A 23,058-nucleotide genomic window follows, 5' to 3' on the forward strand; every position below is an offset into this window, starting at 1 on the left:
TTCTAAACTCCTTTAAATAAAATTTACTGGTTCATTATCAATGGCTACATATACCCCTTTTCGTTGATCCTTTTGCGAATGATTGAGGATTTGTTTTAACATCTGCGAAAGTGCAGGTTCTTTTTTATATTTGATAACCATTTGATACTGATAACGATTTTTTACTCTTGCTATCGCAGCAGGTGTCGGACCTAAGACGATACTTTGGGGACTTAAGCCACTTTTTATCACTTGAGCAATTTGAAACATTTTTTTAGCAGCCACTTGTTCTTCTTGGTGACTACAGGTGATTTTTACAGTAAAATAATAAGGGGAGTAGCCACTTTGATGACGTAAAAACATCTCTTGCTCATAAAATGTTTCGTAATCTTGCCTTTGTGCTAAAACAATTGCATGATGATCAGGATTAAAACTTTGAATCACCACTTCTCCTGCTTTTTTCGCACGGCCTGCGCGGCCTGCCACCTGAGTCAATAACTGAAATGTGCGCTCGCTAGAACGAAAATCGGGCAGATTCAGTGCAGTATCTGCGTTTAATACTCCTACCAAAGTGATGTTAGGATAATCGAGTCCCTTAGCGATCATTTGGGTACCTAATAAAATGTCAGCTTCTTGAGCAGCAAATTTTTGTAGAATTTGTTCATGTGCTCCTTTTCGACGAGTTGTATCAACGTCCATCCGCAAAATGCGAGCAGCTGGAAATAATTCCTGCAGTTCTTCTTGTACTTTTTGAGTTCCCGTTCCATAATATCGAATTTTTTTACTCCCACATTCTGGACAGTGTTGTGGTATACGTTCTTCGTGTCCACAATAATGACAACGCATCGTCTTCGTATCCATATGTAAGGTTAAAGAAATATCACAATTAGGACATGGCAAAACATATCCACAATCTCGACACATAATAAATGAAGAATAACCTCTCCGGTTTAACATCAACACAGACTGCTCATTTTTTTCTAAACGTTCAGCGATTTTTGCTTGCAGAAGTTCTGAAAAATTACTCATATTCTTTCTTTCATACTCTTCTTTTAAATCAACAATTTCTATACTTGGCAAGTTGGCATCCGGGTCGGCTCGCTTACGCAATAAAAGTAACTGGTAGACATTTTTTTGGGCTCTAGCTCGCGATTCCAAAGATGGAGTAGCACTCCCCAGCACGATTGGACAATGATGATAATGTCCACGCCAAATAGCTAAGTCCCTAGCATGATAACGCGGAGCTTCGTCTTGTTTATAAGAAGATTCATGTTCTTCATCGACAATAATAACACCAATGTTTTCTAATGGAGCAAAAATCGCCGAACGAGCCCCTACAACAACTTGCGCTTCTCCTCGCTCAATCTTGCGCCATTCATCATAACGCTCTCCTTGACTTAAACCACTATGCAATACTGCTACCGCATCTCCTAAACGGCTCTTAAAACGTTCTACCATTTGGGGAGTCAGAGCGATTTCTGGTACCAACATAATAGCTGTCTTACCTTTAGCTAGGACAGTTGAAATTGTCTGCAAATAGACTTCTGTTTTACCACTTCCAGTGATCCCTTCGAGCAAAAAAACTTCCGAATTAGCTTTTTTTTCAGCTGTGAGAATGGATGTTACAGCATGTTGTTGGTCCTCATTTAATGTGAGTGCCGTTGTCTTTTTAAATACTTTTCCTTGGTGAGGATCACGATAAGCTTCTACTTCTTCAAACGTTAGCCAACCTTTTTTTTCTCCTTGTTTTAATACAGTTGAAGAAACCCCTTGTTTTGTGTAAAAAGCGGTTGGTTGGTGCGTATTTTCCTTTAATAAATGGACAAGCTGTTTTTGCCGTAACGCACGTTTATCAATCTGTTGATAAATATCCTCTACATTATTTTGTGTTACTTTGCTGTTAACATAACGAATTTTTTTTACTTTGTTCTTCTTTTTTACCACATAATGGAGCTCGACAATACCTTCCTGACGTAACTTTTTCAATTGATTGAGTAAACCTAACTTTTCTGCTTCTTGCCAATCCATTTCACCGTTTTCAGAGAAATATTGCTTAATTGGATGTGAAGAATCTTTTAATATAATTTTCTTTTGATATTCAGCCTTCATCACACTAGGTAGCATCGTTTCAAGACAGGTGATCTTAAAAGCGTAAGTTGTCTCTTTCATATAATCAGCTAAAGCTAGTAGTTCTTGATTTAAAACAGGAGACAAATCTAACATGCGAATAATTGGTTTTAGTTTTTCTTCATATGTACTTGTTTGACTTAATGCAGTGACAAACCCTTGGATGTGCCGATTTCCTTCTCCAAAGGGAACCTCTACTCGCATGCCTACTTCAATGGCATCGAGAAGTTCATCGGGTACTATATAAGTGAAGGGTTGATCTGTTTGCATCGTAGGCACGTCTACAATAACTTCTGCAAATAATGACATGTTGTTTTCTCCTTTCTGACTCATTTTACTAAAAATACAGAGGTTTGTCTCTATTGTCTAATAAAATTAAGCTTTATATGACTTTTTCCCTTATTGAATCGCCTACTTTTAAAGAAAAAAACTATAATATAAGCCTTTTTGATAATAAAATATCCGAACCATAAAAAAAGCTCGCTCCTGCAATTAACAGACTCTTATCGCAAATGTATAACGATTAGCAAACTTCATTTATTATAGTTCGGATGTTTTTATTGTAATTTCTACCTAATTTTCTGACGTATGAAACTTAATTATCTTCGCGAATACGATTTTCTAGGTCTTTTTGTTCCTGCTCTTTTTGTGCTTGTTTCTCTTCTTTTTCCATTTGAATCCTAGCACGTTTTAATTCAGGATTTGGGTCGTTAATTACCGTTTGTGCGTCAATTTCTTCTAAGGCTTTTCCCACATTTTTCACTGAATCAAAATGATCTAAAGTCGGTTTTGCACCAGCATCTAATTCATGAGCACGTTTACTAGCTAATAATACTAGTGAATACTTGGAATTAACCGATTCTAACAACGAATCGATTGAAGGTTTTAACATCATAATATTACAACTCCTCTAACATTTTTCTATACTTTCCAATCACACGTTCTACTCGAAAGTGTTCACTTGAAATAATACTTTTAATTCTTTCTACAGCTTTATAAACCTCATCATTAACAACAGCATAGTCATAAGACGCCATCATCTCAATTTCCTCACGCGCAACTTTCATACGTTTATCAATCGTATCTTCTGAATCCGTCCCACGTCCAGTAATTCGCATACGTAATTCTGCCAAATCAGGTGGCGTCAAAAAAATAAAGACACCATCAGGTACTTTTTCTTTTACTTGTAAAGCTCCTTGAACTTCGATTTCTAGAAAAACATCTTTTCCCTCATCCAACGTTTTTTGTACATATGGCAAAGGCGTACCGTAGTAATTTCCTACATATTCAGCGTATTCTAACATTTGGCCTTCTCTAATCATTTGTTCAAATTCTTCTTTTGTACGAAAATAATAATCTTCCCCTTCAACTTCTCCAATCCGCTGCTTGCGAGTTGTCATAGAAATTGAATACTGGAAGTCATTGTCTTCGCTATCAAATATCGCTTTGCGAACTGTCCCTTTTCCGACACCGGAAGGACCAGATAAAACAATTAATAAACCCCGCTCTGTCATAGTGACGTCCTTTCCCTCTTGATCTTGCTTAACGTCTATTTTGCACCTTTTTTCAGCAACTTTCAAGAATAACTTTATTATAACGGGTCTTAAGGTAAAAAACTAGTTTATTACTTCTTTTCGTTTGGTTTATTTCGATTACTTATGCATCATCACATTTAGCGACGGCTATAAACCAATTACATCGCAGCCACCACTTTTTTCAATGCTTCAAATTCTTCATTACTTAGAGTAATTCCCTTGCCCATTTTTTCGTGGTCAGGGCTCCAATCACGTAAATCAAACTTAGGCGGTCTTTCGTTCCAACTGACAATGTTTAGTTCTTTGCGCCAGCCTTTTGCATTTTCTGATAGGACCGCAACTTCTTCTAAAATTTCAAACGAAAACTCTTTTGCCAAATCTGTTTTCCCCTTTTCACTATGGTTTATATTAACTACGCATTTTTAAAATTCTGCTGCATTAAATTTCTCTTGAAAATAAGTAAAAAACAAACGTTTACCAATTGTGTTTGTTGATAAAATTATACCAGAAAACACTATAGTGTTGGAAATATTTTAATACCTTTTAAAAAATCCTAGTTTTTTTACCTTTTAGAATCTTTCCCATTAAAAACCACTAATTTCTTAAAAATCAAAGAGAATAGGATATGGTTTTTTCAATATTATCAGAGCGCCCTATTTTTATGAATTTCGTCCCTCTTTTTAGTCTACAATGTGCTTTGTTATTCTATATAAAAATATCCCCCTCTAAAAACGACATTAAAATTACAAAGTAATTCTTTCACAAAATTATTTTTACCTTTGTTGACCGTAAAGGATATATATTATTACTTAGTGTAATAAACATTTAAAAGAAACGAAACAAGCATTTTTCTAAAATTTATTGTAAAATATAATTAATCAAAGTTAGGAAAAAGGAGGGATATTCACAATGGCTGATTTCATCTATGTACATATTGACAACGTTAGTAATGCCGTTTTGACCCAAGGTTTTTCTATCGCTGATTTTCATCAAGCAATCATTCATCGCCCGAAAAACCTCTTATTGTTAGATCCTTCTAATGAATTAGGTGAATATGAAGCTCATACCGCAATGAAAACAATCCGTGGCAGTGATGCTGTTGATCATTACTTCCAAACGGCTAGTAAAAAAAGAATAACGGAGACAAATAAGTGGATTGATTTTACTGATATTATGATGCTAAAAGAACTAACACCTACTGAAATTTCCGAACTGCTTTATTTTGGTCATATGAAGACTCATCTTCATTCGCCTTTTTTTTATAAATTACAAAATAACTTTGCTTATTTTGATTTGCAAGATGGTTTAGCCCGTGTCTACTACCGTTATTTAGACGAATTTTACCGAGTTTTAGCTCAAAAAATCACTCATCTGGTGACAACAATCTTAAACACACGACGTTCTCTCTTTCAAAAAAACAAACCAGTCGATCCTCTACCTCTTAATATAGTAAAAAAATTGAGCGATTTTATGAAAGAAGGCTTAGTCTTTTCCTTTAAACAAACGGAATTTCAAAATAAAAAATATAAAATTCCCTTATTTTTAGTTGAAGATACTCATATTCGCATGGGAAATCCAACATTTAAAGACGATGCACTTATTGGATACTTAACCTATTATTCCTCCAAAAAAACGTGGGATCTTGATGTTAATAAAAAAAACCTAGATTTTTGGACGTGGTCAAACATCCCTTTATCATAACTCAAGTAAAAGACGAAGAAACCCTTGCTAAGGTCTCCTTCGCCTTTTTATTATTTCTTTTACTTCCATTTGCAAATGTAGGCTTTCACTTAATATGACCAATAATTAACCAATGTGTCCTTTGACCACAACTATACTTTGTAACGCCTTGGATGAATGCTCATACTACAAGAACTGTTTCTTAAAACATTATTCTTTGAGCAAATTTTTTGAGCAAAAATCGTTAATTAGTCGATAATTTGTTTCCACTCATTCTATCTTATCACCTTGGTATTCCCCGGTAATTACCATAACTTTTCCTCGGTAAAAGTTAAATAATGGTTAGTGATATTGTTTTATATTAGCATGTTCATTTGTTTCATTGTCAAACACAGAAGGGCCTTTACATCTTAGATAAAACCATTTTACACTCGTTTCTAAATCGTCAATGTACCAATAAACCAATTTTCTTGTCCTCTTTATGGTAGATCCATTGCTTCTGGCTAAGCTAGAATTTACTGACCGTCTAATCTGCAGGTATAAACACATTGGGGAATATTTTTTCAAAAACCAACAGAATAACGGTCGCAGCTAAAGCAGTTAACAGGGCACTCACCCCGTTGATTACTAGCGAATAAATTACTGGAGATAATCCCCACATTGCATATTGTCCCCAGAAAATATACCCAGCAACAAAATGCCAAAAATAACGAGCAAACGTACCTGCTATACAAGCACTAATAATGGCTCGGCGTGTTTTTCCATGATTTTTTTCCTGCAAAGCTCTCTGTAATTTTGCTGCAAAAAATCCTGCAAAGCCTGCAAAAGGATAGGCTAAAATATACTCAATTAATACCTGGGGAATACTTAGGTAAATGACCTGACCTAAGGGAAAGTGCAAGAATCCCCAAATAAGACCTGCCAACATCGCCGGTCTTACCCCCCGACGTAAAGCATACACAGTTAAAGGAATCTGACCCAATGATAATGTAAAGGTAGTTCCCACGTCTGTAGGTAAAAAAGATAGCATGACACTAAGTGCAGCAATGATTGTTCCTTCTATCCAAACTTTTGTGTTTGAACGCATAACAAAAACTCCTCCTTTAGAATCTATACAATTCACAAAGGAGAAGCATCTTTACTTTTACTTCAACTCGTCACAATTCCTACGCTCGAATAATCGAAACAGGTACGAAGGGTTTAGAGAGTATACTCAATCTCAGTCCACTTGGACTCCCCTTTGTGATCAGATTCTATTTAATTATTTTAACAAATATAGTCTATCACACTTTTATAAAAAAAACATTTTTAACATTGGTTTATAAGTTAAAAATTTTAGGCATTAAGAGTGGTTTTATTTTGATTGTTCTTCTTGCTCCCCTTTTTCAGCATAACTCATATCATTTACTGATTCTAGAGAATAATTTCCGTCTTTGTATCGAATAATATTCACACTTGCATTCTCCAACCCATCCTCTGGTGCCTTAAAATCGTCAAATAAAGTATCCAATAAAGCCGTAATACTAAGCCCATGTGACGTAATTAAAATGTTCCCAGAGCCAGTTTTCTGTTCTTCTTTTCTAACAATTTGGTCTAAACTTTCCGTTAAACGATCGGTGATTGTTTTGTAATCCTCAGCTGGCCAGTTTATATCATCTTCGATGCCTTCTTCTTCTATCTGCTGTTTATCTAATTTAGCTACACTATCAGCAAAAACTTCTGGATCCATATTTGCTTGGAATTCTTCCAGACTAACACCTTGCTCATCAGCTACATCTTGCCACATTGTTTCGTTTAAATCACCTTCATACGTACCAAAATTAAATTCTCTTAAGCCACTATCTTTTTGTACTTGAAGTTTTTTTTGCTGTTTCATTTTCGTCTAAAATCAAGTCTGCCGTCTGAATAGCACGTCCGCTGTCACTTGAGTAAGCGCTTTGAAAGTCTACATCTTTTAATCCAATTCCTGCATCTGTCACGACTTCTTCTCCGGCAGGCGTTAATACTGCATCTGACCAACCTTGCACTCGATCCGTAGTATTTAACATTGTTTTTCCATGTCGAACAACATACAACGTTAATTCGCTCTTATCTTCTTTAGCATCTGTAGTTTCGGTCGTTTGTGCAGCATGACCTGTTTGTGAACTTCCTTCATTTTGGCAACCCGCTAAAAGCATAACAAGGGATAATGCAATACTACTTTTTATTAAAAACTTCTTCATTTTCTAGTCTCCTATTCTTTTTTTTGCTAATATTGAAGCCCTCATATTCCCCCCTTTCTAGCTAAAAAACAAAAAAACCCACAATAAACCCTAAAAATAGGGTAAATCGTAGGTTATGCTCTTTGCAGATAACATTCCAGCTTCATTATTTAACAATGTACGATGAAAAGGCTATCATAATGAACCACAAGTGTCAACCTCCTTTACAGAAATTAACCTTTTATGAAATAAGTTCCTTTATTAATAAAACATCCAAACTATAGAGAGTTCTTCTGCAGTTACTCGTTGCAAATTTGCAACAATTAACAAATCTCATCAACTATAGTTTAGATGTTTTTAACTTGTCTTTACTTTTGTCACAGTCTAATTAAAATTTTCCTCATTATAAATCCACCTTATTTTCAAACAATGGACTGACTGGTTTATTTTCATGAATTCGTTTGATCGCTTCAGCGATCAAATCGCAAACACTAATTTCATCAAGTTTATCAATTTTACGTTCTTCTGGTAAATTAATGGAATCCGTGACAACTAAACGTTTGATAGCAGAGTCAGAGATACGTTGTAATGCTGGACCAGATAGTACAGGGTGCGTACAAGAAGCATAAACGCTAATCGCGCCAGCTTCCTTTAAAGCATTTGCTGCGAGGGTAATTGTACCGGCTGTATCGATCATATCATCGATAATCACACACGTTTTTCCTTTTACATCCCCTATAATATTCATTACCTCTGCTACATTTGCGCGAGGACGTCGTTTGTCAATAATCGCAATTGGCGCTTTTAAAAACTCTGCTAGCTTACGTGCCCGTGTTACGCCCCCATGGTCAGGAGACACAACCACTACATCATCGCCTTTAATTCCTTGGTCAATGAAATAATTTGCAATTAGTGGAGCACCCATCAAATGATCAACTGGGATATCAAAAAAACCTTGAATTTGAGCAGCGTGTAAGTCTAAGGTAACCATACGATTAGCGCCAGCTTTTTCTATCATATTGGCCACTAATTTAGCTGTAATTGGTTCACGCGCACGCGCTTTCCGGTCTTGACGAGCATAACCGTAATAAGGCATTACTACATTAATTGTTTTTGCACTTGCCCGTTTCAAAGCATCAATCATGATTAAAAGTTCCATCAAGTTATCATTAACAGGGCTGCTGGTCGATTGAATAATGTATACATGTGCTCCCCGAATGCTTTCTTCAATATTAACTTGAATTTCTCCGTCACTAAATTGTTTTACCGTACATTTTCCTAATTCTACACCCACCGCTGTGGCAATCTTTTCTGCTAGCGGACGATTTGAGTTTAACGCAAAAATCTTTAATCTTGGATCAAAATAATGATTGGACATGACGACCTCCACTTTCTATACATTCCAACGAACCATTTATTCGTCTTAAATAGTTGCTTACGTTGTTATTATAATGTTTATAACTAGTTAAAACAAGATATTGACGGAATATTCTTAAATGAGAAAGTAAAAAGCAGAGAAAATTAAATCTTCTCTGCCTTCTTATTATTGTAAAAAGGGCAATCTCTTTGCGTATCCTTCTTTGTTTACTTGTCGCGCACGAGCAATTGCCATATCATTTTCAAAAACATCATCTGTAATCGTTGAACCCGCAGCTAAACAAGTATTGCTAGCAATATTTACAGGTCCGATTAGGTTAACCGCTGACCCAATAAAACTGTGGTCTCCAACAGTTGTATGATGTTTATTCTTACCATCATAATTAACAAAAACCGTTCCACAGCCGACATTAATTTCTTTACCTAAAGTCGCATCTCCCACATAAGTTAAGTGTCCAACTTTGGTTTTTTCTCCAATGACAGCATTTTTTATTTCAACAAAATTGCCGATATGTGCTTGTTGTTTAATTTCAGATTTTGGTCGCAAGTGAGCATATGGTCCTACGTCTGCTCCGATATGCACAGTACTTTCTTCAATGGTCGAAGATTTTACAGTTACATTATCTTCAATCGAGCTATCAATAATTTGAGAATTTTGCGTAATCACACAATTTTCTCCAATAGTTGTGTCTCCCTTTAAAGAAACACCAGGCTCTATAATTGTTTCCGCTCCAATTTTTACACCATCATCGATGTATGTCGTATTGGGGTCAATAAATGATACACCATTACGCATATGGTTGCGATTAATTCGCTTACGCATAATACTATTTGCTTGTGATAGAGCAATCCGGTCGTTGACGCCAATGGACTCATCAAAATCATTCGTTTGGTAAGCAGCAACTGTGTGACCATTGTCCTTTAAAATTTCGATAATATCTGTCAAATAATATTCTCCTTGAACATTATCTGTTGTGATATTGTCCAACGCTTCAAATAAAAGTTCGTTGTCAAAACAATAAGTTCCTGTATTGATTTCTTTTATTTGCGCTTCTTCAAAAGAAGCATCTTTTTGCTCAACAATTTTATCTACAATTCCTACTCGATCTCTTAAAATTCGTCCATAACCACTTGGGTCATCCGCTTGAGCGGTTAAAATTGTAGCAGAAGCATTTTTTCCTTTGTGGTATTCAAATAACTGGTCCAAAGTTTCACTTGTTAAAAGTGGAGTATCACCACTGATTACCAAGGTGGTCCCTTTTTTTCCTTTTAAAAAGTCAGCTGCTTGCATCACTGCATGTCCAGTGCCTAATTGTTCTTCTTGCAGCGCATATTCGCTTCGTGTGCCAAGTTGAGCTTTTACCTCATCCGCTCCATGACCTACAATTGTCACAACTTTATTGGGATTAATTTCTTCTACTCGGTTCATAATATGTTCGACCATTGGCTTACCGCAAACTGGATGGAGCACTTTGTATAATTTTGATTTCATTCGAGTACCTTTACCAGCAGCTAAAATAATTGCGTAACGTTCGTCCACCTGTCTCACTCCATTTTTATTTTTTGCTTGTTTAAGTGTAGCCCACTTAGCTAGACTTTTCAACCAAAGCGATACAATTATAGGTAGACCAATTTTAAATTAACCAAAAAACCGAGCAATTTCTTCGTCCGCTGAAGCTACTGAATCTGAAGCATGAATTAAGTTTCTAGTTTTATTTATCCCATAATCGCCTCGCAAGCTCCCCATTTCCGCTTCCATGGGATCTGTTACTCCAACGATTTTTCTCGTTTGTAAGACGGCATTTTCTCCTTCAATCACCATTAATATGACTGGTCCTTCCAGCATATAGTCTAAAAGTCGTGGGAAAAAGGACTGCTCTATTAAATGTTTATAATGTTCATATAATTGTGCTTTTGTTAGAGTTGTCTTTTTTATTTGTGAAATTTGCAGTTGTTTATCTTCAAAACGTTGAATGATACGTCCTATCAAACGGCGAGCTAAGCCATCGGGTTTTATAATTACCAAAGTTTGTTCACTCATTAGCCTTCACTCCTATTTCTTTATAAATAGTATCTTGCAAACTTAACTAGTCCTTCTTGTTGCCGTTAATCGTCAAAGTAATTACCAGGGACTACCTTAATTGTTTTTGTTTGTGTGTCTACATCCTTAACATAAAGCAGCGAATTATAATCAGTAACTGCTCTTTTTCCCTTGAAATTTGCTTCAGCAAAGACGCTAACACCGACCAATTCAGCATCAAATTCTTCGATCAGACCTTGCATCCCATTAATCGTACCGCCGCCTTTCATAAAGTCGTCAACGACTAACACGTGAGATCCTCGTGCTAAACTACGTTTAGATAATTCCATTTTTTCAATTCGTTCTGAAGAGCCTGAAACATAATTGACACTCACCGTCGAGCCTTCAGTTATCTTTGAATCTCTACGTACAATCACAAACGGTTCATTCAAGTAGTAAGATACAGCCTGAGCGATTGGGACACCTTTGGTTGCCACAGTCATTACAGCATCTACTTTTTCATTTATATATTTTGATGCAATAATTCGGCCGACCTGTCGTAATAATTGAGGTTGTCCTAATAAATCTGTTAAATAAACATAACCACCAGGAAGCAAACGATCTTGTTCGGACAAACGATCAGCTAAAGCATCAATATATTCTTTAGCTTCCTTTTTTTCGATCACAGGAACAAAAATTACGCCCCCTGAAGCGCCTGGTATCGTGTCTAAAATACCTGTTCCTCTATCCTTAAATGTTTTTTTTGCGATTGCCAAGTCTTCACTAATTGATGATTTAGCTGATTCATAACGTTTAGAAAAAAACGTTAGGGGAATCAATTCGTGGGGATGTTCTAATAAATAATGTGTCATATCAATCAAACGTTCACTGCGACGAACCTTCACTTCGTTCAACTCCTTTTTAATTTAATCGTTTTAATTATATAAGTTTTTCTAAACATAAGCGAGCATTTTTTTATTTTTTCTAATAATTGTTCGTTTTTTGTATAAAAACACAAAAAAAACAGAGAGACTTTTATAATATTTGTCGAAAATTATTTTCAATACTTCATTTCCCACAAACATGATATTTTCTCTCTGTTATGATTTATTATTTTTGTTCTTTTATCCGTTGCCCTCGTTGAAACAAACGATATATTTTATTGATGACATTTACCACTAAAAATAATAGAATAAATACTAAAGTAATTGTGGCTCCAGGTGGAGTGTCAATATAAAATGAACCAACTAAGCCGCTAAGCATTCCAATAAGCCCAATAAATACACTAATTAAAATGACTGCGTTAAAACTTTTTCCTAAACGCATACTAATAGCTGCCGGCAAAACCATAATCGCTGAAATCAACAATGCGCCGGCAATGGGGATCATAATAGCAATTGCTACACCTGTCAATACATTAAACAACATAGACATCCAATGAACTGGCAGTCCATCAACATGGGCCGTTTCCTCGTCAAAAGTTAAAACATACATCGGCTTTTTAAAGAAAAGAAATAGCAACAATGCTAAAATAAATAGGACACCTAAAAAAATAACTTGTGGCTGAGTAATTGTTACAATGGAGCCAAATAAGTAGGATTGGATGCTAGCTGAAGAGTTTCCTCCAGTAATATTCATAAGCACAAGAGCAGTTGCTAGTCCACCTGCCATCAAAATAGCAATCGAAATTTCTGAGTAACCTCGGTAAACCATCCGTAAATATTCTAGTAAAACTGCGGCAACGACCACCACAAGCATTGTGGTAAATGTTGGGTTTAAATTAAGAAAAAAGCCTAATGCTACTCCGGCTAACGATACATGAGACAGTGTATCTGCCATAAGTGATTGCCTGCGGATAACTAAAAAAACGCCCAACATCGGAGCAATTCCCGCAATAAAAATAGCAGCTAAAAAAGCTCTTCTCATGAACTCATATGAAAGCAACGCCATTGAGTTCCCTCCTTTCTTACCAAATGAATTTGGCGATCAGCATATTCTTTAATATCTTCATGGTCATGGGTAATCATAAGAACGCCCTTATCATGCTTATGAGCACTATGTCGTAGTAAGCGATAAAAATTTGCGCGAGATTGTTCATCCATTCCATTTGTCGGCTCATCTAAAATAAAAAGGTCGGGATCTGTCGCAAAAACGCGGGCCAAACTAATCCGCTGTTTTTGTCCACCTGACAACTCACCAATGCGTTTATGCCGCATTTCCCACATATCGACAGCTTCTAGCGCTTTGTGTATATGCTCATGATCTAAAGTTGTCAGACGTTTGAACCAGCGACCTTTAGGATAACGTCCGGAACCAACCAATTCATAAACCGTACTAGGAAATCCCACATTGAATGAAGCTATGAATTGCGGAATGTAACCGATGCTAAGTTTGTTTCCTACATTATTTTTTTTAGAAATATAAACACTACCCGATTCAGGCTTTAATAAACCTAAAGTTGCTTTAACCAAGGTAGATTTGGCTGCGCCATTTTCACCCGTTAAAGTAACAAATTCGCCATTATTTACCTGATAGTTAATGTCTTCTAAAACTGGCTCTTCATCATAGTAAAAAGACAAGTTTTTCACTTCGATATAACGCATATATTTTCCTCCTCTTGCAACTTAACCTTTTAATTTGACCAAACAAACCTGTGTGCGTTAAAAAGTGAAATCTATTCTCAACATTAAACGTTTAGACGGTCCATTGTGGTAATTTCTAGCTTGCAAAACGTATCCGTTACGATTTATTGACAAAGCTAAATGTACCAAAACTTTGATTTTTCGTCAAGAAAAATAAGAATAGAAAAAAAGTTCGTCTTCCCATAAAAAAAGCTGGGTTTAACCCAGCATTTTTTATCCCAATGTTCGTACCATATAAACCTCATCGCAAAATCCTTTCACGCCATTTACAATCCGCTTGGCACGACTTTGTTTTTGGCATAACGCAAATACCGTAGGGCCACTGCCACTCATCAACGCAGTATCAGCACCATACTTCACCATACGTGTTTTAATTTGTTGGATGATTGGATGCTTAGTAATGGTCACATCCTCTAAGCTATTTCCCATATATTGTAACATCGCCGAGTAATCTTGCCTTAAAATTGCCGCCGCCAGGTTTTTCATATCAGGGTGTGTGATACGCCTTGTATCTACTTGTTGAAAGATTTTTCTGGTTGAAACACTTAAACGAGGTTTAACTAAAATCACCCAACAAGGCGGCATTGGTTTTAATACTTTGACAATTTCACCCTTGCCAGCAATAAAAGATGTTGTACCATATAAACAATAAGGGACATCTGTACCTACGTGCATGCCAATGTCAATCATCTCTTCTATAGAAAGATGAAGTCCCCACAAACGATTTAAACCACGTAAAGTAGCAGCACAATCAGTACTACCTCCTCCAAGACCTGCAGCAACGGGGATATTTTTTTTGATGGTGATTTTAATCCCTTCGTCAATGCCATAACGTTCTTTTATGATAGCAGCTGCTTGGTAAACATTATTACGTTGATCACTTGGCAAGAAAGCCTTATTAGATTCAATAACGATTTGATTTTTGTTCAAAGGTTCAAAGCTCAAATGATCAGCCAAGTCAACGCTTGACATGACCATTTCTAATTCATGATAGCCGTCTTCTCTTTTATACAGCACATCTAAACCTAAATTGATTTTTGCCGGTGCTTTTTCAATTATTTCCATGTTTTCCACCCATTCGAAATAGTCATGTTGTGTATTTTATCATAGCAAATTTTGCTTGTATAGACTCAGACAAAGCTTTAAAAGCAACTTCACTAAAATAAATTTCATACGGGCTGCTTCAAAGCCTAAAAAATTTACTTGGCTATTTAAACAAAAAGTGTAAGAACCAGCGTCTAAACACTGACTCTTACACTAGTTTAAAGTATAATTTTTACCTTTTAGTTAACTTCAACTTCACCAATCTCTTCTTGAGCTGTCACCTCAGCCTTATTTTCAATGGAAAGAGAGTTAATCTTATCCCCATTTGTAAAAACAGTTAAGACATCGGTTTGTTTTCCAGCATCTTCCACAGCCTTACGGTCCATTGTAGCAAGTTGTGTATCAAAAGTCACTTGATCATTTTCTTTTACATTAATCGTAAATGGCGTTCCTTTTAATTCCACTGTGTCTAACCCCATATGGACAAGTACCTCTGCTCCGCCAGCAGTTAAAATACCAATCGCATGTTTTGTTTCAAAGACACTAGATATTGTCCCAGCAATAGGGGAGTAGATTTTATCACTACTTGGTTTTACAGCGTAACCATCGCCCATCATTTTTTGTGAAAAAACAGGATCATCCACTGCAGTAATCTGCATTAATTGACCGGAAACAGGTGCAAATAATTTTTCTTTTGTAACTTGTGGAGCTGCAGAAGTTGTTGTGGTTTCATCTTCAGTAGAGGAAAGGTCAATATTACCTGAAGCTGCAGCGTCAGCAGCTATAGCCGCTTCTGGTTCTTCACGATCTTCTTTATTGAAAATTCCCCGTTTTCTAAAGAAAACTGTTAAAAGGAAAGGAATAACAATTGCAATAACCATGGCAATTGCAAAGGCCAAGTAGCCTCCACCAATTTGGCTATTGATAACTAAAATTCCTGGTAACCCTCCAACACCAATAGAATTTGCACGTACATCCATAAAGTTGTTAAACAGACCGGCAAATCCCGAGCCTATCATCGCAGCGATAAAGGGATAAACAAATTTTAAGTTAATCCCAAACATAGCAGGCTCGGTAACACCTAGGTAACATGAGATCATTGCTGGGATAGAAACTTGCTCTTCTTTTTTATTCCCACGGTGTAAATAAATGACAGCAAGTACAGCTGAGCCTTGAGCAATATTGGATAAAGCAATCATAGGCCATAAGCTTGTCGTATGATCAGTTATCTCAGAAGCAATCAGTTGTAAGTCAATGGCATTTGACATGTGGTGTAAACCGGTAATGACCAGAGGTGAATAAAGTAATCCAAAGGCAAAACTAAACAACCAACTGATTGAAGATGACAACCCTGCAAAAATCACATTAGAAATAATGTTGCCTAACCACCAACCAAATGGCCCCAAAACAACATGAGCAGCAATAATAGTAGGCAATAAAGCAAATAGAGGAACAAAAATCATCGAAACAGCTTCTGGGATATGCTTACGGAAAAAGATTTCCAGATAAGCAAGTAAAAATCCTGCCAGCATGGCGGGAATCACTTGTCCTTGATAACCTATCATGTCAATTTGAGCAAAACCAAAATCCCATTGGGGAATATCCGCAGCAGGAGTTGAAGCTACATCGTTTGCATTAAGCAACTGGGGAGAAACCAAGGTAATACCTAGGACAATACCTAGGATTTGCGTAGTTCCCATTTTACGAGTAACACTCCAAGTAATACCTACGGGTAAAAACTGAAAGATTGCTTCACCAGGTAGCCACAAAAAATCATTGATCGCAGCCCAAAAAGTAGATCGATCAACAATGGTAGCTCCGCCAAAGTCTACTCCTTCTAAAATATTACGAAAACCTAAAATTAGACCCCCAACAATAATTGCTGGAATAATCGGCGCAAAAATTTCAGCTAAAGCACCTACAGCTCTTTGTAATGGATTCTGTTTCTTCTGTGCTACTGACTTTACATCTTCTTGCGAAGTGCCCTCTATTCCCGAAATTTCTTTAAATTCATTGTAAAAAGTAGCTACATCATTTCCTATAATCACTTGAAATTGACCGGCATTTGTAAACATCCCTTTTACACTAGGGATGTCATCAATTGCTTCTTGATCGGCTTTATCTGGGTCATTTAAGACAAAGCGCATCCTAGTTGCACAATGGGTTACAGCTTTGATATTTTCTTTGCCGCCAACTTCTTTTAACAGACGTTCAGCATCGTTTTGATACTTGCCCATAACGGTTTCCTCCTCAGCAAAAATTGTATATACATGTATAATTACAAATTAATCATACCTTGAGTCTTTTTATATTGCAAGCGTTTTATGACTTTTATTTTATAATACTTTTGTTTTTAAAAGAAATTTTTTTCCGGAAATACAGCTTTTGTTTGTTTTATAGGTTATTTTTGTGAAAAAGTTTTTCTACTTTTAAAGAAGAAGAAAAACTCACTTTTTATCATTGTAATAGCTTACATTATTCGTTATAATTAATTTGCATGTATAGACAAGTTAGGAGGCAGATTCATGAACCTTATTCATGTTAAAACAGGAGACGAGTGGATAGTCAATTGGCCAGACGGTACCATTCAAAAGCTATCAACACCTTTGAAAAAGCGAATAAAGCAATTAAAAGAACGTATGGTTGACCAAACAATTGAAGGAGGCACAATAGACAAAGAAATACTCTTTGAACAAGATGGACAGACTCATGAGTTAACACAGTGGCTGATTGAAGAGACAAACCTTCCTTTTGTTTGCGGACAGCCTGAAGATTTTGAAAAAAAAGCAGCACAAATTCCTTGGCAACTCACTTACTATGGGTATACGCCGGGGAAAAATGAGTACGCTAAAGAATCTTTGCTCACTATAGGAAACGGCTTTATCGGATTACGTGGTACGACCCCCGAGATGGAAATTAGCGACAGTCATTATCCTGCGCTTTACTTAGCAGGCCTTTATAATAAAGTAGGCTCTCAAGTTGCCGACAAAATAATTTATAATGAAGATTTTGTCAATGCTCCAAATTTACAAAAGATGTATTTGGTTATTGATGGAAAACGTGTTGATATCGAACATAATCAAATTTTATATATGAAACGCCAACTTGATTTACAAACTGGCTTGCTTTCTTCGTGGGTTACGCTTCGCTTAGATGATGGCAAAAAAATTGCAATCGAAGCAAAAAAAGTGGCAAGTATGAAAAACGTCCATCAATATGCAATAAGTTATACATTTACTCCACTTAATTTTACAGGTCAAGTAATTTTTGTCTCAGAAGCTGATGGTACAGTTTACAATTATAACGTTGAACGTTATCGCAGTTTGACAAACGAACATTTACAAGTGACTGAGCTAGAAGCAGAAAAAGAAATTGTATCTCTTACAGCACAAACAAATGCTTCAAATATCACTATTGCTCAACAAGCAAAACTACGCAGCACCCAACGTTCTTTGTCTGATTTAACAGTTGAACAAGAGCCCAATAAAATTGTCCAAAAAGTTCCATTAAATGTAGAAGAGCAAGTGTCTTATACATTTGAAAAAACAGTGTTCGTTCAAAAATATAAAAAAGAAAGTGAGTCTTCTGTTACCAATTTACGAAGTTTACAGTTTCCGACTTTTACTGAATGCTTGCAGCAATCTAGTGAACAGTGGACCGATTTATGGAAAAAAGCTGGTATTAAAATTACCGGAGATTTAATGTCGCAAAAATTGTTGAATTTGCATACCTATCACCTTTTAGTATCAGCCTCCCCTATGGGAAACAGTGATTTAGACGCTTCTGTTGCTGCCCGTGGATTACATGGAGAAGCCTATCGTGGGCATATTTTTTGGGATGAATTGTTTATTTTCCCTTTTTACATCCTTCATTTTCCAAAGACTGTTAAGCAATTGTTGATGTATCGTTATAATCGTTTAAAAATGGCAAAAAAAGAGGCCAAAGAAGCTGGATATAAAGGAGCTATGTTTCCTTGGCAGTCTAGTTTAGATGGTTCCGAGCAGTCACAAGAACTACACTTAAATCCAATAAATAAAACTTGGAAAAAAGACAACAGTCGATTACAGCGTCATATTTCTTTAGCGATTGCCTACAATATTTGGCTATATTGGCATAACACTCATGATTTTTCTTTTATGAAAAACTATGGGTTAGAGATGCTTTTAGAAATTGCACACTTTTGGGAAAGTGCAGCTGTTTACGATAAAAATACTAAGCGTTATAATATTAACCATGTAATGGGACCTGATGAATTTCATGAAAGCTATCCTCAAGCTAAAGAAGGTGGCTTAACAAACAATGCATACACAAATATGATGGTTGTGTGGTTATTTGAAGAAATCATGCGAATTAAAAACGAATTTTCTACCATCGATTTTTCTACAATCCAAGAAAAAACTGGTGTTAATAATCAAATACTAGAAAAAATGAAAGATATCATGCACCACTTATCTTTAGAAATTGATCAACAAGGAATCATAGCACAGTTTGATGGTTACTTTGAATTAAAAGATTTAGATTGGCAGTATTATAAAGAAAAATATGGTAATATCTATCGGATGGATCGTATTTTAAACGCTGAAGGAAAATCGGCTGATGATTACAAGGTAGCTAAACAAGCTGACAGCCTGATGATATTTTATAATTTTTCCAAAGAGCAAGTAGCAGCTATATTAGATGAATTAAACTATCAGGTACCAGACGATTACGTACGAAAAAACCTTAATTATTACTTAGCACGAACTTCTCACGGTTCCACCTTATCTAGAGTTGTACATGCTCAGCTGGCTGCGATGGTAGACGACCAAGAATTATCATGGCAGCTATATCAAGAAGCATTATATTCAGATTATCGCGATATTCAAGGGGGAACAACCGCCGAAGGGATTCATGCTGGGGTAATGGCAGCAACATTATATATTCCACTGACTACTTTTGCCGGCTTAGACATTCGAAAAGATATCATTAGTTTTGAACCAAACTTGCCACAAGCTTGGGAAAACATACAATTTACTATGACAATTCGTGATATAGAGTTTAAGGTTTTTGTTTCACATGAAACAATCGCAATTACTCCTACACAAACAACTTATATTGAAATTAATCATAAAAAAATTGAACTAATTGCCCACAAACAGACGACTATTACTTACAAACAAGAGGAGGAAAAACATTGAAAAAAGGATTTGTATTTGACCTAGACGGTGTAATTACTGATACTGCCAAACTACATTTTATCGCTTGGAAAGATTTGGCTGCCATGTTAGACATCGAAATTGATCTAACCTTCAATGAACAACTTAAAGGTGTAGGTCGCATGGATTCTTTAGAAAGAATTCTAGTCTATGGCGGAAAAGAAAAAGATTTTTCTCTTGCTCAAAAAGAAACTCTAGCAGAAGAAAAAAATAAGCATTATGTAGAGCTATTGCAGGATTTAACACCACAAGATTTATTGCCAGGATTCAAAACGTTTTTAGACTCTGCTAAAAAGAAACAGGTTCCTTGTGCTGTTGCTTCAGCTTCCAAAAATGCTCCCTTTATTTTAAAAAAATTGGAAATTTTTGATGAATTCGATGCAATTGTTGATCCGGCTACCCTAACAAAGGGCAAACCTGATCCAGAAATTTTTATCCGTGCTGCTCAGGCAATTCATATTACTCCAGAAGAAGCTGTAGGATTTGAAGACGCACAAGCTGGCATTGAAGGTATAAAGGCTTGTGGAATGTTTGCGGTAGGGGTTGAAACTACTGAGCCTTTGTACCAAGCAGACCTACGCGTAAAAAGACTAGATGAACTTAGCGTTGATTCATTACTACAAAAATAGCAAATTGCTTTTCCTTTTTCGTATAGCTATAATAAACAAAAAAGGAGGCAATGCTTCGATGAATAAATTCAAAGAGATTTTTCTAGATCTAGAGCAAAAAATACTATCAGAAGAATATCCCCCACATTCTCTGCTTCCAAGTGAAAATCAATTGATTAAACTATATGATGTATCCAGAGAAACTGTTCGAAAAGCACTAAACTTACTACGAGATGCAGGTTATATTCAAAAAAAACAAGGAAAAGGTTCAATCGTTTTAGATATTAATCGTTTGGATTTTCCAATATCTGGCTTAACAAGTTTTAAAGAATTGCAAACAACTCAACATATTGAAAGCCAAACAACAGTGGTAGAACTGCGAAAGATCGCTGTTTCGGTTAAATTGCACGAAATTACTGGCTGGCCAGTAGCTAAAGAAGCGTGGAAATTAGTACGACAACGTAGGATAAATGGTGAGGTGGTTATTTTAGACAAAGATTATCTCCTTGCTGATATTGTCACGTATTTACCTAAAGATAAAGCGCAAGATTCGATTTATGATTTTTTTGAAAACGAATTGGGCTTAAAAATCGCTTATGCACAAAAAGAAATAGCTGCTGACCCAGTGAATAAAGAACTGCAAGATTTGATGGATCTACACTTAGAAGACCGACATGTTGTCACTGTCAGAAGCTTAGTTTATCTCGAAGATACTCGTTGTTTTGAATATACTGAATCTATTCATCGTTTAGATAAATTTCGTTTTGTTGATTTTGCTAGAAGAAGAAGGGTATAAAAAAAACAAAGAAACAATTCTTTTTAAAAGAATGTTTCTTTGTTTTTTACTTTTATTTCGCATATTCAGTTGCTCGTGTTTCTCTTATAACAGTAACTTTGATATTTCCTGGATAATTGAGTTCTTCTTCAATTCTCTTACGTATATCACGTACTAAACGGATCGCATCCATATCAGAAATTTCTTCTGGTTTAACCATGACACGCACTTCGCGACCAGCTTGTACTGCAAAACTGTAAGAAACACCTTCAAAACTATTGGAAATATTTTCCAGATTTTCCAAACGACGTATATAGTTTTCTAACGACTCACTTCGTGCACCAGGTCTAGCCGCAGATAGCGCATCTGCTGCTGCTACTAAAACAGAAATCACAGAAGTCGCTTCTGTGTCGCCATGGTGCGAAGCAATGGCATTAACCACAACAGGATCTTCATTATACTTAGCAGCTAATTCAGCTCCTATTTGTACATGTGAACCCTCAACTTCATGGTCTAATGCTTTTCCTATATCGTGCAAAAGACCCGCACGTTTGGCTAGTGGAATGTCTTCGCCTAATTCAGCAGCTAAAACTCCAGTTAATTTTGCAACTTCGATGGAATGATTCAACACGTTTTGCCCGTAACTTGTTCTAAAATGCATTCTACCTAGAATCTTGATCAAGTCTGGATGTAAACTATGTACCCCAAGGTCAAAAGCCGCTTGTTCACCATATTCACGAATACGTCCATCCATTTCTTTACGTGCCTTTTCGACCATTTCTTCAATACGAGCAGGATGAATACGTCCATCTTGGATCAATTTCTCTAATGCCATACGCGCCGTTTCACGTCGAATCGGATCAAAGCCTGACAACACCACTGCTTCTGGCGTATCATCAATAATCAAATCAATGCCTGTCAACGTTTCAAGTGTGCGAATATTACGGCCTTCCCGCCCAATAATTCGACCTTTCATTTCGTCATTTGGCAAAGTAACCACAGAAACAGTTGTTTCAGAAACTTGATCTGCTGCGCAGCTTTGGATAGCCAAAGATAAAATATCTTTTGCTTTGCGATCCGCTTCATCCTTAGCACGTTGTTCTGATTCTTTAACCATTACAGTTAATTCATGATCCAATTCTTCTTTTGTTGACTTCATGATCATTTCTTTTGCGTCTTCTTTTGACAACGCAGCAACTCTTTCTAATTCATTTTGTTGCTTTTGAATAAGTGCTTCGATCTCTTTTTCTCGCTCGTCAATTAATTGTTGTTTATCACTGACATTGTTTTCTTTATCTGTCAATGATTGTTCACGTTTCTCCAAAGAATCATCTTTTCGATCAAGTAATTGTTCTCTTTGCAGTAAGCGATTTTCTTGCGATTTTAGTTCACGTTTGTTTTCTTTCAACTCACTTTCAATTTCTGACCGGTATTGCTGATTTTCTTCCTTAGCTTCTAACAACGCTTCTTTTTTCAGAGTCTCTGCTTCTTTTTTTGCGCTAGACAAAATGCTGTCAGCGCTTCGATTAGCAACATCTATCTCTTTTTGATGACGAGATTTTGTATAAAAAACTCCGCATAAAAGCCCGACAATTAAACCGATGATAGCGAGGAGAATATTAAGTCCCATTGGTAATTCACCTCCATACTATCTTTTTATTTTCATATTTTGTAGTTTCTTGATAAACGTACTGACAAATAAAATTACCAATATGCCTACTTGCATATGTGTGCAATACACACAGTTTAATTTTAATGTTTGTAAGAAGGAGTGTCAACTTAAAAAATAAGAGATGTTTACTAATTAGGCAACTGATGGTTTTTTATAAAAATAAAAAAACGCCCTTTATGGTAAATAGCAATGACCATAAAAAG

The 23,058-nt window shown here is 36.1% G+C and carries 18 protein-coding genes, 1 pseudogene and 1 riboswitch; of the genes and pseudogenes, 4 read left to right on the forward strand and 15 right to left on the reverse strand.

Features of this window, described 5'->3' with window-relative positions:
* Positions 1 to 12: 12 nt before the first annotated feature.
* From priA to TS1_RS06900, 4 genes are all read right to left on the reverse strand, one after another.
* Positions 13 to 2,415, reverse strand: coding sequence for a primosomal protein N' (priA, locus tag TS1_RS06885; RefSeq protein ID WP_068709166.1), 2,403 nt, complete (start codon positions 2,413 to 2,415; stop codon positions 13 to 15).
* A gap of 286 nt (positions 2,416 to 2,701) precedes the next feature.
* Entirely contained in the window at positions 2,702 to 3,001 is a 300-nt protein-coding gene (gene rpoZ / locus TS1_RS06890) for a DNA-directed RNA polymerase subunit omega (protein ID WP_068709168.1), read from the reverse strand.
* Positions 3,002 to 3,005: 4 nt separating this feature from the next.
* Entirely contained in the window at positions 3,006 to 3,620 is a 615-nt protein-coding gene (gene gmk / locus TS1_RS06895) for a guanylate kinase (RefSeq protein WP_068709169.1), read from the reverse strand.
* Between the two features lie 179 nt (positions 3,621 to 3,799).
* The gene (locus TS1_RS06900) at positions 3,800 to 4,018 is read right to left on the reverse strand and encodes a YdbC family protein (RefSeq protein WP_068709171.1); all 219 of its coding nucleotides are present in this window, start codon (positions 4,016 to 4,018) and stop codon (positions 3,800 to 3,802) included.
* 532 nt (positions 4,019 to 4,550) lie between these two features.
* Between TS1_RS06900 and TS1_RS06905 the strand changes: the two genes are divergently transcribed.
* Complete coding sequence (locus tag TS1_RS06905; RefSeq protein ID WP_068709173.1) at positions 4,551 to 5,342, forward strand: hypothetical protein; 792 nt, start codon at positions 4,551 to 4,553, stop codon at positions 5,340 to 5,342.
* Positions 5,343 to 5,847: 505 nt separating this feature from the next.
* Here the strand turns inward: TS1_RS06905 and thiT are convergent.
* The 10 genes and pseudogenes from thiT to treP form a co-directional block, all read right to left on the reverse strand.
* The gene (thiT, locus tag TS1_RS06910; RefSeq protein ID WP_068709175.1) at positions 5,848 to 6,408 is read right to left on the reverse strand and encodes an energy-coupled thiamine transporter ThiT; all 561 of its coding nucleotides are present in this window, start codon (positions 6,406 to 6,408) and stop codon (positions 5,848 to 5,850) included.
* Positions 6,409 to 6,467: 59 nt separating this feature from the next.
* Positions 6,468 to 6,571: riboswitch (TPP riboswitch) on the reverse strand.
* A gap of 104 nt (positions 6,572 to 6,675) precedes the next feature.
* Positions 6,676 to 7,543 (reverse strand): annotated as a pseudogene (locus TS1_RS06915) (histidine phosphatase family protein).
* 382 nt (positions 7,544 to 7,925) lie between these two features.
* On the reverse strand, positions 7,926 to 8,900 hold the full coding sequence (locus TS1_RS06920; RefSeq protein WP_068709177.1) for a ribose-phosphate diphosphokinase: 975 nt from the start codon (positions 8,898 to 8,900) through the stop codon (positions 7,926 to 7,928).
* A 165-nt stretch (positions 8,901 to 9,065) separates the two neighbouring features.
* Positions 9,066 to 10,439, reverse strand: coding sequence for a bifunctional UDP-N-acetylglucosamine diphosphorylase/glucosamine-1-phosphate N-acetyltransferase GlmU (gene glmU / locus TS1_RS06925; protein WP_068709179.1), 1,374 nt, complete (start codon positions 10,437 to 10,439; stop codon positions 9,066 to 9,068).
* 99 nt (positions 10,440 to 10,538) lie between these two features.
* Positions 10,539 to 10,940, reverse strand: coding sequence for a nucleoside-diphosphate kinase (gene ndk / locus TS1_RS06930; protein WP_068709181.1), 402 nt, complete (start codon positions 10,938 to 10,940; stop codon positions 10,539 to 10,541).
* Between the two features lie 65 nt (positions 10,941 to 11,005).
* Positions 11,006 to 11,824, reverse strand: coding sequence for a pur operon repressor (gene purR / locus TS1_RS06935; RefSeq protein ID WP_068709183.1), 819 nt, complete (start codon positions 11,822 to 11,824; stop codon positions 11,006 to 11,008).
* A gap of 205 nt (positions 11,825 to 12,029) precedes the next feature.
* The gene (locus TS1_RS06940; protein WP_068709185.1) at positions 12,030 to 12,869 is read right to left on the reverse strand and encodes a metal ABC transporter permease; all 840 of its coding nucleotides are present in this window, start codon (positions 12,867 to 12,869) and stop codon (positions 12,030 to 12,032) included.
* The gene (locus TS1_RS06945; protein ID WP_068709187.1) at positions 12,842 to 13,522 is read right to left on the reverse strand and encodes a metal ABC transporter ATP-binding protein; all 681 of its coding nucleotides are present in this window, start codon (positions 13,520 to 13,522) and stop codon (positions 12,842 to 12,844) included. Before TS1_RS06945 ends, TS1_RS06940 begins: the two co-directional genes overlap by 28 nt.
* Before the next feature lie 252 nt (positions 13,523 to 13,774).
* Positions 13,775 to 14,626: a 4-(cytidine 5'-diphospho)-2-C-methyl-D-erythritol kinase gene (gene ispE, locus TS1_RS06950; protein ID WP_068709189.1), complete on the reverse strand. Its 852-nt coding sequence runs from the start codon at positions 14,624 to 14,626 to the stop codon at positions 13,775 to 13,777.
* A gap of 218 nt (positions 14,627 to 14,844) precedes the next feature.
* Positions 14,845 to 16,842 carry a PTS system trehalose-specific EIIBC component gene (gene treP, locus TS1_RS06955; protein WP_068709191.1) on the reverse strand — a complete coding sequence of 666 codons (1,998 nt, stop codon included), beginning with the start codon at positions 16,840 to 16,842 and terminating at the stop codon, positions 14,845 to 14,847.
* A 288-nt stretch (positions 16,843 to 17,130) separates the two neighbouring features.
* Between treP and TS1_RS06960 the strand changes: the two genes are divergently transcribed.
* The 3 genes from TS1_RS06960 to treR are packed head-to-tail and all read left to right on the forward strand — an operon-like array spanning position 17,131 to position 21,204.
* Positions 17,131 to 19,782 (forward strand): glycoside hydrolase family 65 protein, encoded by a 2,652-nt coding sequence (locus TS1_RS06960; protein ID WP_068709193.1) that lies wholly within the window; start codon positions 17,131 to 17,133, stop codon positions 19,780 to 19,782.
* Positions 19,779 to 20,429, forward strand: coding sequence for a beta-phosphoglucomutase (pgmB, locus tag TS1_RS06965; RefSeq protein WP_068709195.1), 651 nt, complete (start codon positions 19,779 to 19,781; stop codon positions 20,427 to 20,429). The genes TS1_RS06960 and pgmB overlap by 4 nt, the downstream gene beginning before the upstream one ends.
* Before the next feature lie 58 nt (positions 20,430 to 20,487).
* Positions 20,488 to 21,204 (forward strand): trehalose operon repressor, encoded by a 717-nt coding sequence (gene treR, locus TS1_RS06970; RefSeq protein ID WP_068709197.1) that lies wholly within the window; start codon positions 20,488 to 20,490, stop codon positions 21,202 to 21,204.
* 52 nt (positions 21,205 to 21,256) lie between these two features.
* Here the strand turns inward: treR and rny are convergent, their stop codons facing one another.
* On the reverse strand, positions 21,257 to 22,813 hold the full coding sequence (gene rny / locus TS1_RS06975) for a ribonuclease Y (protein ID WP_068709199.1): 1,557 nt from the start codon (positions 22,811 to 22,813) through the stop codon (positions 21,257 to 21,259).
* Positions 22,814 to 23,058: the final 245 nt, after the last annotated feature.

Origin of the sequence: Tetragenococcus solitarius NBRC 100494 (genome assembly GCF_001544195.1) — a bacterium.
GTDB lineage: Bacteria > Bacillota > Bacilli > Lactobacillales > Enterococcaceae > Tetragenococcus > Tetragenococcus solitarius.

Excerpts from the sequence above, each read along its gene's own strand:
- priA (WP_068709166.1), bottom strand. The coding sequence starts at position 2,415 with ATGTCATTATTTGCAGAAGTTATTGTAGACGTGCCTACGATGCAAACA.
- rpoZ (WP_068709168.1), bottom strand. The coding sequence starts at position 3,001 with ATGATGTTAAAACCTTCAATCGATTCGTTGTTAGAATCGGTTAATTCC.
- gmk (WP_068709169.1), bottom strand. The coding sequence starts at position 3,620 with ATGACAGAGCGGGGTTTATTAATTGTTTTATCTGGTCCTTCCGGTGTC.
- TS1_RS06905 (WP_068709173.1), top strand. The coding sequence starts at position 4,551 with ATGGCTGATTTCATCTATGTACATATTGACAACGTTAGTAATGCCGTT.
- thiT (WP_068709175.1), bottom strand. The coding sequence starts at position 6,408 with ATGCGTTCAAACACAAAAGTTTGGATAGAAGGAACAATCATTGCTGCA.
- TS1_RS06920 (WP_068709177.1), bottom strand. The coding sequence starts at position 8,900 with ATGTCCAATCATTATTTTGATCCAAGATTAAAGATTTTTGCGTTAAAC.
- ndk (WP_068709181.1), bottom strand. The coding sequence starts at position 10,940 with ATGAGTGAACAAACTTTGGTAATTATAAAACCCGATGGCTTAGCTCGC.
- TS1_RS06940 (WP_068709185.1), bottom strand. The coding sequence starts at position 12,869 with ATGGCGTTGCTTTCATATGAGTTCATGAGAAGAGCTTTTTTAGCTGCT.
- TS1_RS06945 (WP_068709187.1), bottom strand. The coding sequence starts at position 13,522 with ATGCGTTATATCGAAGTGAAAAACTTGTCTTTTTACTATGATGAAGAG.
- ispE (WP_068709189.1), bottom strand. The coding sequence starts at position 14,626 with ATGGAAATAATTGAAAAAGCACCGGCAAAAATCAATTTAGGTTTAGAT.
- treP (WP_068709191.1), bottom strand. The coding sequence starts at position 16,842 with ATGGGCAAGTATCAAAACGATGCTGAACGTCTGTTAAAAGAAGTTGGC.
- TS1_RS06960 (WP_068709193.1), top strand. The coding sequence starts at position 17,131 with ATGAACCTTATTCATGTTAAAACAGGAGACGAGTGGATAGTCAATTGG.
- treR (WP_068709197.1), top strand. The coding sequence starts at position 20,488 with ATGAATAAATTCAAAGAGATTTTTCTAGATCTAGAGCAAAAAATACTA.
- rny (WP_068709199.1), bottom strand. The coding sequence starts at position 22,813 with ATGGGACTTAATATTCTCCTCGCTATCATCGGTTTAATTGTCGGGCTT.